The following is a 14,391-nucleotide window of genomic DNA, read 5'->3' on the forward strand; positions in this document are numbered from 1 at the left end:
CTTTTTTTTGAACATTTTGAATATTTAAGCTTGATACTTGCGAAAATTATAACTAACCAAGGCATTTTATCAATTATTTAAAACCAATTTGTTATTGAAGCTCCTACTGAAATGTAACTATCATTTGCTAAATAATATTAGGAGCGTACTCTAACTAAAACCACTGTTTATGAACAAACATTTATTACCTTTTTTGGTACTGTTGCTGTTTTCAGTAACTAGTGCTTTTTCTCAAGACAGAACCGTTACAGGTGTAGTATCTGAGAACGGAGAACCATTACCGGGTGTAACCGTTTTGGTTAAAGGAACAACAAAAGGAGCTATTACAGGCATTGATGGAGATTTCGCTATTCAAGCGAGCAGTAACGATGTCGTTATTTTCTCTTTTGTTGGTTATAACTCTCAAGAAGTAGAGGTTGGAACTCAGTCAGTCATTAATATCGACTTACAACAAGATGTTGAACAACTAGAAGAAGTAGTTGTTACTGCAATGGGACAGCAAGCCGATAAGAAATCTATCGGTTATGCTTACCAAGAGGTAAAAGCAGATAACTTACAACAAGCAGGTAACCCTGGTTTAGCAGGTGCTCTTCAAGGTAAAGTTTCTGGTGTTGACATTAAGCCTTCTTCGGGTATGCCTGGTGCATCGACACAAATCAACATTCGTGGTGCGAGATCTTTCACAGGAAATAATGCTCCATTGTATGTAATCGATGGTATGCCAATCGCTTCAAATCCAGACTTCTCAACAGGTTCATCAGTAACAGGTACTGACGTTGCTAACAGAGCAGTGGATATCGATCCAAACGATATCGAAAGCATCAACGTATTGAAGGGTCAAGCTGCAGCAGCCCTTTATGGTATTAGAGCATCAAACGGTGTGATTATCATCAATACAAAATCAGGTAAAGGATCTAAAAACTCTAAGCCTGTGGTGAACATCTCTAACAGTACATCATTTGATGTAGTTTCGAGATCTCCAGAATTCCAAACAACTTATGCTCAAGGTTCAGGTGGTCGTTTCGATCCTAACCAATCAATGGCATGGGGTCCAAAAATTTCAGATCTTCCAAACGATCCTACATATGGTGGTAACGGTCAAGGTCATGATGGTAAATACTTCGTTCCTCAATTAGAAAAAGCGGGAATGAACCCATGGGTAACTCCAGGCACTTACGATAACTTTGGAGATTACTTTCAAACAGGTCATACAGTAAATACTTCGGCGAACATTAGCCAATCAACGGAAAATGTGAACTACAGTGTGGGTATGTCCAATGTGAACCAATCGGGTATTGCACCAGGTACTGGTATGGAAAGATGGAACGCTAAAGCAAGATTTGACGCTACTTTGAACGAAAACTTCTCAGCGGGTGCTTCGGCGAACTATGTGCAATCAGAAATCGATAAACTTTCTGGTGGTAACGATGCAGCTTTAGCAGGTGTTTATGCTGCACCAACATCATATAACTTGAAAGGAATTCCTACAGCGAATCCAAACGATCCATACGATCAGATTTACTACAGATCGTTGACATTCCCTAACCCTTACTGGGCGGCAGAACATAACGTATTTAATGAAAGAACAGATCGTTTCTATGGTAATGCATACTTGCAGTACGAAACACAATTGAGACACAACATGGATATCCGTGTGAAATATCAATTGGGTATTGATACTTATTCTTCACATTACCAAGACATTTTTGAATATGGTTCAAGAGGTATCATCAATGGTGCAGGAGGTGGATCTATCAACAACTATGGTGTATCAAATAATACATTGAACTCATTAGCCACTGTGAACTTTAACTGGGACATGACTCCAAAAAGTAAGATCACAGCAATTTTGGGTAACGAATTGAACGATCAAACGAAAAAGACATACGATCAATATGGTGCGAACTTCAACGGTGGTGGATGGAAACACATCACAAACACTCAAGTTCAATCGATGAACGAGAACCAACGTATGACGAGAACAGTTGGTTTCTTCGGTAGCTTAACGTATTCATACGATCAAATTTTCTTCTTAACGGCAACAGGTCGTAACGATTATGTATCGACGATGCCAAGAAATAATAGATCATTCTTCTATCCTTCTATTTCAACATCATTGGTGTTGAGTGAAATGGATTTTATGGATGATGCACACAATGTATCATTGTTAAAAGTGAGAGCATCATTTGCTCAGGTAGGTCAGGCAGGTGAGTACTTCGAAGACTATTACCAAATCCCATCGTATTCTGGTGGATGGTGGTCTGCTGAATACCCAATCAACTACCCAATGAATGGTATTACAGGTTTCAACAGATTTGGTACTCTTTACGATCCCAACTTGAAGCCTCAAAATACGACTTCTTACGAGGTGGGTGCTGACTTAGGTTTATTCAACGATAGAATTGTATTCTCATATACTTACTCTCACCAAGATGTTAGAGACCAAATTTTTGAAGTGCCTTTGGCTGCATCAACAGGTTACTCTAGAAAGTTAACGAATGGTGGTCGTTTAAATACTGATGCTCATGAGATCAACTTAACGATTGTTCCAATCGAGAAGAAGAACTTGAGATGGGATATGCAATTCAACTACTCGAAAATTGTTTCTGTAGTTCAAGAATTGGCTCCAGGTGTTGAATCAATTTTCTTGGGTGGTTTCGTAACTCCTCAAGTAAGAGCTGCTGAAGGATTTGCTTACCCAGTAATCTATGGTACGACTTACTTAAGAGACGATCATGGTAACGTGGTAGTAGACGATAACGGCCTTCCTATGGTAGGTGAAGAAGGAATTATCGGTGATGTTACTCCTGACTTCATCTTAGGTTTCAGTACTAACCTTCAGTACAAAAACTGGAGTTTATCTGCTGTATTTGATTGGAAACATGGTGGAGAAATGTACTCAGGTACAAACGGTTTGATGGATGTTTACGGTGTTTCTGCTAGAACAGCAAATAGAGATCAGGACATTATCTACAACGGTGTGAAACAAGATGGTACTCCTAACGATATCGTTATCGGACCTGGAGGATCAGCTTCTCACCAAGATCTTTATAACAGAGAAAACAATATCAATGAGTCGTTTATCTATGATAACTCTTTCCTTAAGTTAAGAGAATTGGCTATTGGTTACCGTTTCCCTGAGAAAGTATTTAATGGAACAACAGGTGTTAGATTATCAGCTTTTGCTCGTAACATCTTATTGTGGTCTAAACTTCCAAACTTTGACCCAGAATCGTCTCAAGGTAACAACAACATGGGTGGATCTTTCGAGAGATTCTCTATGCCAAACACTTCGAGCTTTGGTTTTGGTGTTGACTTAACATTCTAATTAGACTTATCATGACAATCAAGAAATATATAAATAAGTTTGCCATTGCATTGTTGGCAACTGTAACCTTATTCTCTTGTTCAGAGGATAAGATGGACGAAATCAATCAAAACCCGAACAACCCTACAGAGGTGGCTTCGAACTTGGTCTTAGCAGATTTGATTAACAGAACTGCAGTACAAATTGCGAATGGTGATTTCGCATTCTATGCCTCACTTTATGTGGAGCATTTTGTAGGAACGCACAATCAGTTTTTCCAAGCAGAAATTAGAGACGACGGACAATTGACTGTATCGTCTACTTACAATAACTCTTGGAATGGTGCTTATACTGCATTGAGAGATTCTAAAGATGTTATCAGAATTTGTTCTGAGGAAGGTCATGAGGCAGGGAATACTTCAAACGCAGGTATTGCTCAAGTATTGATGGCCTACAACCTTGCAATCTTAACAGATATGTGTGGTGATGTACCTTGGTCTGAAGCTTTAGATCCAGACGAGCATATGCTTCCTCACTTGGACAAGCAAGAAGATATTTACAAAGAAATTTTCTTAATGATTGATGATGCAATCATCAACTTGGAAACGGAAAACAACTATGCCAATATTGGTATGTATGATATCTTATACCAAGGTCAATTAGATCTTTGGGTGAAGTTCGCTCACGGTTTAAAGGCAAGGTTATTAATGCGTCAGTCACATATTGATGCTTCTGTTTACGATCAAGTTTTAGAAGAAATCAAATTGTCGTTTGCTGATGCTTCTGAAGAAGCTAAGTATTTATACAATGGTGGTTCGACGATTAACCCTTATGCATTACTTTGGGGTATTCGTAGACAATATGGTGCATCAAAATCTATGCACGATATGATGACAACGAATAACGATCCACGTTTGGAGAGATACTTCATTCCAAACGATCATGCTGATGTTACTGAACTAGTATTAGGAGCGAATGGTCAGAATGATCAAAATCAAAACCTTTATGGTATGTCTGATTACTTCAATGATCGTACTTACCCCACTCAATTCTTAAGTTTCCACGAGTTGAAATTCTTAGAAGCTGAAGCTTTGGAGAGAAAAGGTCAGTCGGGTGCTGAAGCAGCAACTGCAGCAATCAAGGCAGCATTCATTTATGCAGATATGGAAGAAGGTGCTCAGAAAGCTGAAGATTATATTGCGACAATCGACAACTTAGATATCGATAGAATTATGGCTGAAAAATATATTTCAAGCTACCAATCTGAATCTATTGAAGCATATAACGACTTCAGAAGATTGAAAGCGATGAACGGAGGAAACCATCCTTCGTATGTTCATTTCTTGAATCCTAAAGTAGACAAGTTCCCATTAAGATATACTTATGGTGCAGACGACGTGAACAATAATGCAAACGTTAGAGAAGCATATCAAAAAGTAAATGTTTATACGGATAATGTTTGGTGGGCTGGTGGACAATACTAAGTCTAAATACAATATTAAGTATAAAAAAACACTACTCATTTAAGGGTAGTGTTTTTTTGGTTGTTATTAAACATTTGTAAACAGTGTTTAATGTTATGGGAATTGTATTTGGTTAAAAAAATTAACAAACAAGAATTATTCATGGATTTCTGTTTATGTATTTAGTGTTTAGTGTTATCGGAATTGTTGTTTTTCAATATATTAATATTTGATGTTTTTTTTAAGTAATTCATTTACAGGTTTTTGTTGTTTTGTTTGTCCTTGATTTAATGTCGTTAACTAAAAATAAGTCAATTATTATTTTTTAATAAATGATATTGCAACTAACCTCAAGTTTGATGGAGAGTGTTTAGAAATAAAGCCATATAACTAATTTTCTCTTTGTTAAACCAATTCAATTTAAAGTTTATTCATCTTATAAGTTTATTTAAAGACAAACAATTTTTATTGATCTATTTGATGACTAAAATGTTAGCTTAATTTTTTTAATTTATGTACAAACGACTTCTTTCTTTATTTGTACTTACACTGATGTTTTGTGTAAGTGCTGTAGCACAAGACAGAACAGTTTCTGGTATAGTTACAGAGGCGGGACAGCCATTACCAGGGGTAACTGTTTTATTGAAAGGTACTTCCAAGGGTACAATCACTGATATTAATGGTAAATATCAAATCTCAGTTTCAGAAAACTCAGTATTATTGTTCAGTTTTATTGGATACTCAACACAAGAAGTGAGAGTAGGCCAAAATTCAAAAATTGATATTTCATTAGAGCAAGATGCTGAACAACTTGATGAAGTAGTAGTTACTGCATTAGGTCAAGAATCTGATAAAAAATCTTTAGGTTATGCCTTTCAAGAGGTACAAACTGAGACATTACAACAAACTGGTAACCCTGGTTTAGCAGGTGCATTACAAGGTAAAGTTACTGGTGTTGATATTAAGCCTTCTTCTGGAGCTCCAGGTGCATCAGCTCAAATTAATATTCGTGGTGCAAGATCATTTACAGGAAATAACGCACCACTTTATGTAATTGACGGTATGCCAATTTCATCAAACCCTGACTTCTCTACAGGAAGTTCAGTAACAGGTGCTGATATTGCAAACAGAGCTGTTGATATTGATCCTAACGATATTGAGTCAATCAACATCCTTAAAGGTCAAGCAGCAGCGGCATTATATGGTATTAGAGCATCAAATGGTGTAATTATCATCACTACTAAAAGTGGTAAAGGAAATAAAGGTAAGCCTGTAGTTAAAGTTTCAAACTTCACAAGTTTTGAAACAGTTTCTAGAAAACCAGAGTACCAAACTACTTATGGTCAAGGTTCAGGTGGAACATATGTACCAAATACTTCATTAGGATGGGGACCGAAAATTTCTGAGTTACCTAACGATCCAACTTATGGTGGAAATAATAATGGTCATCCAGGTAAATTTTATGTACCACAAAGAGATCAAGCGGGCTTGGATCCATGGGTAACTCCACAAGCATATGATAACTTTGGAGACTTCTTCGAAACAGGTCATACAATTAATACTAGTGCAAACATCAGTCAAGCAACTGAGTCAGCAAACTATAGTATTGGTATGTCAAACACTACTCAGAAAGGTATTGCACCTTCTACAGGTATGGACCGTTGGAATGTTAAAGGTAGATTTGACGGGACAATTAATGATAATTTCAGCACTGGTATTTCAGCAAACTATGTTCAAAGTGAAATTGATAAATTATCTGCAGGTAATGATGCAACATTAGCAGGTGTTTATGCTGCTCCAGCTTCATATGATTTGAAAGGTATCCCATCAAGCTTACCATCAGATCCTTATTCTCAGATTTACTACAGAAGTTTAACTTTTGATAACCCTTATTGGGCAACTCAAAACAACGTATTTAACGAAAAGACTCAACGTTTCTATGGTAATACATATTTACAATACGAAGAGAGTCTTAGAGAGAACATGAACCTTAGAGTAAAGTATCAATTAGGTATTGATTCATACTCAACTCATTATCAAGATATTTTTGAAAAAGGAAGTAAGGGTGATGCTGGTAGAATTAACAACTATGGTATTACTAACAATACTCTCAACTCATTATTAACAGTGAATTACAATTGGGATATCTCTGATAAAGTGAAGTTCTCGGCTATTCTTGGTAATGAAGTAAATGATACAAAAAGAAAAACTTACGATCAAGTTGGTGTAGGATTTAACTTTGGTGGTTGGAAGCATATTGATAATGCAATTGTTCAAACAGCTAATGAAAATCAAAGAAATACAAGAACTGTAGGTTTCTTTGGTAGTGCTTCATTATCATATGATGATTTCCTTTTTGCAACGGTTACAGGTCGTAATGACTATGTATCTACTATGCCTGCAGGAGCAAGATCTTTCTTCTATCCTTCTGTATCTGTCAGCTGGGTATTAAGTGAAATGGATTTCCTTAAGAATTCTGATGATTTATCATTATTGAAAATTAGAGGTTCATTTGCTCAAGTAGGTCAAGCAGGAAATTACTACGAAGATTTCTATACTAAACCTTCTTATGGAGGAGGCTGGTGGTCTGGTACTTACCCAGTTAACTATCCAATGGGTGGTGTTAATGCGTATACTAGAAACTCTACAATTTATGATGATCAACTGAAGCCTCAAAACACAATGTCATATGAAATTGGTGCTGATGTTGGGTTCTTTAATGATCGTATTAGCTTAAGTTATACTTATTCTCGTCAGAATGTGACCGATCAGATTTTCCCAGTTCCAATGGCGTCATCTACAGGTTATTCTAGCTTCTTAACAAATGGAGGTAGATTACATACTGATGCTCATGAATTGACATTAAATTTAGTGCCAATACAAACAAAAGACTTTACTTGGGATGTAATGGTGAACTACTCTAAGATTACTTCTGTAGTTGATGAATTAGCTCCAGGTGTTGAGTCAATTTTCTTAGGTGGTTTTGTAACACCACAAGTTAGAGCAGGTATTGGTTACGCATACCCAGTAATCTACGGTTCTACTTTCGCAAGAGACGATGAAGGAAGAATTTTAGTAAATGAAGATCCTACTAGTGCTACTTACGGTATGCCAATGCAAGGTCCTGATGGTATCATTGGTGATATTACTCCTGACTTTATCTTAGGTTTCAATACAAACTTCCGATATAAAAACTGGAATTTAGCTGCAGTATTTGATTGGAAACATGGAGGCCAAATGTACCATGGTACTAATAACTTGTTAAACCTTTATGGTGTAGGTATTGATACAGAAGATAGAACATCAACTTTCATTATGCAAGGTTATAAAGAAGACGGTACTCCTAATGATATTGTAAGAGGTGGAGAAGGTGACGAAGGAGCTTACTTTACTAGATATTATAATGTAGAAGGTGAAATTGATGAAGGAGCAATTTATGATAACTCATTCTTGAAATTAAGAGAACTTTCATTAGGTTATAGTTTACCGAAGAAAGTAATCAAAGGAACAACAGATATTCGTTTATCTGCTTTTGCAAGAAATATCTTATTGTGGACTGAATTGCCAAACTTTGACCCTGAGTCTTCTCAAGGTAATAACAACATGGGTGGAGCATTTGAAAGATTTTCAATGCCTAACACATCTAGTTTCGGTTTTGGTGTAGACTTAACTTTCTAATTTTATTAACATGATCAAAAAATATTTAAAATATATTGCAGTAGGTTCATTAGCAATGTCGTCTATGACATCTTGTACTGACAAGATTATGGATGAGATTAATTTGAACCCCAATAATCCAACTGAAGTACCGACTTCTTTTGTATTAACAGACGTTATTAGTAGAGCAGCAGCTTCTGTGTCAAGTGGTGACTTTGGAATGTATGCAGCTTTATATGTAGAACATCAAGTAGGTATTGATGGTCAATTTTACAACGCTGAAACAAGACTTGGGCAAGTAACTCAATCAACTACATATAATAATGCTTGGAATGCAGCTTATACTGGTTTAAGAGACGTTGCTGATATTATTGAACATTGTTCAGCAGGAGGAAGAGAAGAAGGGAATTATCAAATGCTAGGAAGAGCATTGGTATTAAGAGCTTACTATATTTCTGTACTTACAGACGTGTGTGGTGATGTTCCATTTACTGAAGCTTCAGATTATAAAAACTACTTCACTCCAAATTTAGATAAACAAGCTCAAATCTATGATGATATCTTTAATATTTTGGATGAAGGGATCGAAAATTTAAACAAAGAGAATTCATTCGAGGGACAAGCTTCTGCACCTGGATCTCAAGATGTATTGTATGATCGTTTAAATTCGAGAGCTAATCCTACAGCTTCAATTGATGCTTGGATTAAATTTGCACATGGTTTAAAAGCGAGAGCTCATATGAGACTTTCACATATTAATCCATCTGAGCATTCATATCAAGACGTATTAGATGAAGTAGCATTATCATTTACAAGTGCTAATGAGGAAGCTAGATTTGACTATAATGGATCAACTTCATATAACCCTAATTTCTTATTCTTAAATGTAAGAGCTTACTATGGAGCCTCACAGAGTTTAAGAGATAACATGGATGATAATGATCCAAGAATTGGTCAATTCTTTATTCCAAATGTTTATACTCGTCCAGATAGTCCAGACTATGGTAAAGTAATTTTTGCTCCAAATGGTATGGAGGATGCTGCACCTGCTTATAATGTTTATGGCATTTCATCATATTTCTTAGATGCTACACAACCATCTTATTTGATGAGTTACCATGAATTGAAATTCTTGGAAGCTGAAGCAAAAGAAAGAATGGCAGCAGGAAGTGGTGCTGAAGCAGCAAAAGATGCAATTAGAGCAGCATTTGGTGCGTCTAAAACATCTGATGTGGAGGATTATATTTCATCTATTACAACATTTGATGTTAACCGTATCATGAAAGAAAAATATTTATCTTTCTTCCAAGCGGAATCTTTAGAAGCATATAATGACATGAGACGATTAGAAGCGATGGGTGAGACTTCATACATTACTTTACAACATCATGATCCTTCAAAGTTCCCATTACGCTATACTTATGGAGCAGGTGATGTAAATAACAACCCTAATGTAAGTGAAGCACAAGGAAATGGTCAATTTGTATTTACTGATAAAGTATGGTGGGCAGGAGGAAATAGATAATTCCTAAAAAACACATACACAATTTCTTTTCACTGAAATTGTATTTTAAAAGTCATTTTATCTAAAATAAGTTTAGATAAAATGACTTTTTTTTTGAAAAAGAGTACTCTACAGAGAAAAGCATTACACTTATTCTGAATCAAAAGGCTAAAGATCGTTGTAGAATTAAGAAACCACTATTTGAGTTTTTTTATTGCTTAATATGAAGTACTCGATGAATAAGCAAATAGATGTAACAGATAAGTATTTATATTACTCAAAAACCGTAGAAAAGAATATAACCTTACAATAAAAGAAAGTGTTCAGTATTTTATTTTTTGAATAAGGGATTATATCATGCGTTATGAAGTTTTAGATTGGACTAGTTTATTTGATAGTTAAAAATGTAAGCATTTTATAATCAATAGATTGTATTTTAAATGATGATTTATATATTGAGATCTATTTTTCAAGAGTTACTGCTTTAAAACTGTCCAAGTTATTAATGACCAACTATCAGATTAAACTTCTAAAAGAAACTGTATTACATTTTTTTTTGATGTCCTGTCGACCAGTATATTAGATACATCTAAATATAAAAACATTTCATTCTTTATAAATAAATGCCTTGTCAAAATAATTTAAATTGAAAAGTATCAATTATTTAGTTTTTAGAATTAGAATTTTGAATTAAACTATTTTGATAATTTTTTCTATTCGAATCCTATAGTATTTATGCTTCATTTGTACTTTATAAATGATAGCGTATGTCACGGAAGTGTTTAACACATATTTATTAAATACAGAAAGTCTTAATCGTTCTGATAATAATGTGCAGAATAGGAGGTAGTTATAGATGTGTGAAAAATAAAAAGAACATAAAAACATCTTTTTTACATTCTTAAATCCCTTATTTTGTTCCAATTTTTGACTTAAAATTGTACTATTTTTATAAAAACATTACACATTGCGGTCTTTGTGTTAAATTTCATAAAAAAATATTCACAAAAAATTTAGATAATTAAAGTTAATGTCATATACTTGCATATGACTAATCGGAAAAGGCGATCCTTTTCTACTTTAAGATTCAATTATTAAACATACTTTCATTAATACTATATGACAAAATTCTACTTTTTACAACGATTACAATCAATCTTTCAAACCGTTAATTTATAACACCATTATTTCAATTTCATGAAGACTTTCTAGGGGAACGCATCTTTAAGCAACTTTTTTAAGGTGCCCTAGAACTAAACTTTTAAGTTCCAATTCAATTATTTTTTTTATTATGAGAAAAGCACTTTTGCTAATCTCTCTGCTAATGAGTATTTCTATTTTTGCTAGTGCTCAGGAGAGAAAAGTGTCTGGTGTAGTTAAGGACCCAACAGGGGAGCCTTTACCAGGCGTAGCCGTAGTAATTAAAGGAACTACTCAAGGAGTAGTTTCGAACATTAGTGGAGAGTATTCACTTATGGTTTCAAACGAAAACCAAGTCTTAGTGTACAAACTTGTAGGTTACAAGGACACAGAAATCAAAGTTGGTACACAATCAATCATTGAAGTTTCTTTAGAAGAGGATGTAGAGCAACTTGAAGAAGTTGTAGTAACTGCATTCGGTTTAGAAAAAGAAGAAAAGTCATTAGGTTATGCAGTTCAATCTGTATCTGGCGATGAATTAACACAAGCTAGAGAAACAAACATCGTAAATGCGTTATCAGGTCAAGTGGCAGGTGCGCAAATTACAAGTTCTTCAGGATCAGTAGGATCATCTTCACGTATCGTACTTAGAGGTGCAACATCTCTAACTGGTAACAACCAACCTTTATTCGTTGTTGATGGTATGCCAATCGATAACTCTAACTACTCAAACTCAGGTCCTTATGGTGGAGCTGACTTTGGTAACGGTGCAATGGATATCAACCCAGATGATATCGAGTCAATGACTGTCCTAAAAGGACCAAACGCAGCAGCTTTGTATGGTTCAAGAGCATCAAATGGTGTGATTGTAATCACTACTAAAAAAGGTAAGAGTGCTAAGAAAGGTTTAGGTATCTCAGTAAATGCTACTGTAACAATGGAAAATCCATTGAGATCACCAGATTTCCAAAATGCTTATGGTCAAGGTTCTTCTGATACTTATTTCGAGTATGTTGACGGTGCAAATGGTTATGGTGATGCTGTAGATGAGTCTTGGGGTCCTAAATTAGACGCAGGTCTTGAATTCTATCAATTCGAAGGTTACAATGCTGATCCTACTAAGAGAGTAAAAACTCCTTGGGTATCTAATCCAGATAACTACAAAGAATTCTTTGAGACAGGTGTGACTCAGTCGTATAATGTAGCTGCTACAAACGGTGGTGACTTTGGTTCTATTCGTGCTTCATATACTTATATGGATCAAAAGGGTATGGTGCCAAATACTGATTTAAATCGTAACACATTTACTTTGTCAGGTCAAGCTAAATTGTCAGACAAATTAAGAGTAGACGGTTCAGTAAACTATACTAAAACAATTTCAGGTAACCGTCCAACACAAGGTTATACTGGAGAAAACCCAGTACAACAGTTTATTTGGTCAGGTCGTCAAGTTGACTTTGCTAAGCTAAAAGATTACCAAAATCTTCCATTGACTCCAGAAGGAGCTCCGGGTGCAGGTACTCCACTAAACTGGAACTCTCAATACCAAAACAACCCATTCTGGGTAATGGATAACTCAACGAATTCACAAGACAAAGATCGTGTAATTGGTAACGTTCGTTTGAATTATGACATCACAAACTGGTTATCTTTCTTCGTAAGAACAGGTGGTGATATCTTCACAGACAATAGAGAGTACAAAAGAGCACATGGTTTGTTAGATTACCCTGACGGTTACTATGCAAACTCAAACAGAACTCGTTATGAGTACAATACTGACTTCTTATTATCTTTCAATAAGAAAATTAATGATGATTTTGCATTATCATTATCTGCAGGTGGTAACATGATGAGACAAGTATATAAGTATGTAGGTGGTACTGCTTCTCAGTTAGAATTACCTGGTTTATACAACTTATCAAATGCTAAATCTGGTGTTCCTGTAACTACTTCAAATTACTTAGAAGAAAAGAGAATCAACTCTCTTTATGCTTCAGGTCAAGTAGCTTTCAGAAACTACTTATTCGTTGATTTTACTGCTCGTAACGACTGGTCTTCAACTTTACCAAAAGAAAACAATTCTTACTTCTATCCTTCAGTAACAGTTTCAGCAGTTCTTTCAGACATGTTGCAAATTGATTCTCCAGTTCTTTCAATGTTGAAAGTAAGAGGTGGATGGGCACAAGTAGGTTCAGATACAAACCCTTACAGCTTACGTCAAACTTTCGGTTTCAGAGATACTCCTTGGAACGGTGTTTTACTACCATTCGAAAGCTCTACTTTGAACAACCCTACATTACGTCCTGAGATTACAACATCTTTAGAATTTGGTGTAGATGTACGTTTATTCAACGGTCGTATGACAGTGGATATGACATACTATGACGCATTGTCTGAAGACTTGATTGTACCTGTAACTGTTTCAGCTGCTTCAGGTTATACACAAGCTATCCAAAACGTAGGTAGCATGAGTAATAAAGGTCTTGAGCTTAGCATTGGTGGTAGAGCAATTGAAAAGACTGACTTCTCTTGGGATGTTATGTTGAACTTTGCAAGAAACATCAACAAAGTAGAAACTTTAGGTGTTGAAGATCTTAAATCTTTAGATTTAGGTGGTCAGTGGAACGTTTCAGTTCAAGCTCGTCCAGGTGAAACTTATGGTTCATTGTTTGGTCCTAAATTCTCAAGAGTTGAAGAAGGTGAATATGCAGGTCAAATTATCTATGATGCAAACGGTTTACCAGTAATCGATTCAGAGTATGCTGTTTTAGGTAATTATACTCCAGATTGGACAGGTGGTATTTCAAATACATTCACTTACAAAGGTATTTCATTGAACGTTTTAGTAGATGCTAAAATGGGTGGAGACATTTATTCAATGACTACTACATGGGGTCGTTATGCAGGTGTTTTAGAAGAAACATTACAAGGTCGTGAAAGCGGTATTGTTGGTGAAGGTGTAGTATTACAAGGTGATGGTACTTATGTACCAAACACAACTTCAGTTACTGCGAAAGCTTTCAACCAAAGATCATATTCTAACTCTGTAGCAGAATCTTCAGTATTTGACGCTTCATATGTAAAACTACGTCAAGTACAATTAGGTTATACATTACCTAATAAATTAATGGGTAGAACTCCATTCCGTGATGTTTCAGTATCTTTTGTAGGTCGTAACTTAGCAATACTTTACTCTACAATCCCACACATCGATCCTGAGACAGCATTTAACAATGGTAACGCTCAAGGTATTGAGTTCGGTCAATTGCCATCAGCAGCAAGCTATGGTTTCAACATCGGTTTCAAACTTTAATAGTTAA

General features: G+C 35.5%; 5 protein-coding genes. All 5 read left to right on the plus strand.

Annotated elements, in window-relative coordinates:
• Positions 1 to 169: 169 nt before the first annotated feature.
• Positions 170 to 3,328, plus strand: a complete 3,159-nt coding sequence (locus MY04_RS16770) for a SusC/RagA family TonB-linked outer membrane protein (RefSeq protein ID WP_066211531.1) — start codon at positions 170 to 172, stop codon at positions 3,326 to 3,328.
• An 11-nt stretch (positions 3,329 to 3,339) separates the two neighbouring features.
• Complete coding sequence (locus MY04_RS16775; RefSeq protein WP_066211534.1) at positions 3,340 to 4,791, plus strand: SusD/RagB family nutrient-binding outer membrane lipoprotein; 1,452 nt, start codon at positions 3,340 to 3,342, stop codon at positions 4,789 to 4,791.
• A gap of 492 nt (positions 4,792 to 5,283) precedes the next feature.
• On the plus strand, positions 5,284 to 8,448 hold the full coding sequence (locus MY04_RS16780; RefSeq protein WP_066211536.1) for a SusC/RagA family TonB-linked outer membrane protein: 3,165 nt from the start codon (positions 5,284 to 5,286) through the stop codon (positions 8,446 to 8,448).
• 10 nt (positions 8,449 to 8,458) lie between these two features.
• Positions 8,459 to 9,952 carry a SusD/RagB family nutrient-binding outer membrane lipoprotein gene (locus tag MY04_RS16785; RefSeq protein ID WP_084005934.1) on the plus strand — a complete coding sequence of 498 codons (1,494 nt, stop codon included), beginning with the start codon at positions 8,459 to 8,461 and terminating at the stop codon, positions 9,950 to 9,952.
• 1,270 nt (positions 9,953 to 11,222) lie between these two features.
• The gene (locus MY04_RS16790; protein ID WP_066211539.1) at positions 11,223 to 14,384 is read left to right on the plus strand and encodes a SusC/RagA family TonB-linked outer membrane protein; all 3,162 of its coding nucleotides are present in this window, start codon (positions 11,223 to 11,225) and stop codon (positions 14,382 to 14,384) included.
• Positions 14,385 to 14,391 lie beyond the last annotated feature (7 nt).

This window comes from Flammeovirga sp. MY04, assembly GCF_001682195.2.
GTDB classification, from domain to species: Bacteria; Bacteroidota; Bacteroidia; order Cytophagales; family Flammeovirgaceae; genus Flammeovirga; species Flammeovirga yaeyamensis.

What these genes read in the sequence shown, in the direction of transcription:
- MY04_RS16770 (WP_066211531.1), top strand. Translation starts at nt 170, where the DNA reads ATGAACAAACATTTATTACCTTTTTTGGTACTGTTGCTGTTTTCAGTA.
- MY04_RS16775 (WP_066211534.1), top strand. Translation starts at nt 3,340, where the DNA reads ATGACAATCAAGAAATATATAAATAAGTTTGCCATTGCATTGTTGGCA.
- MY04_RS16780 (WP_066211536.1), top strand. Translation starts at nt 5,284, where the DNA reads ATGTACAAACGACTTCTTTCTTTATTTGTACTTACACTGATGTTTTGT.
- MY04_RS16785 (WP_084005934.1), top strand. Translation starts at nt 8,459, where the DNA reads ATGATCAAAAAATATTTAAAATATATTGCAGTAGGTTCATTAGCAATG.
- MY04_RS16790 (WP_066211539.1), top strand. Translation starts at nt 11,223, where the DNA reads ATGAGAAAAGCACTTTTGCTAATCTCTCTGCTAATGAGTATTTCTATT.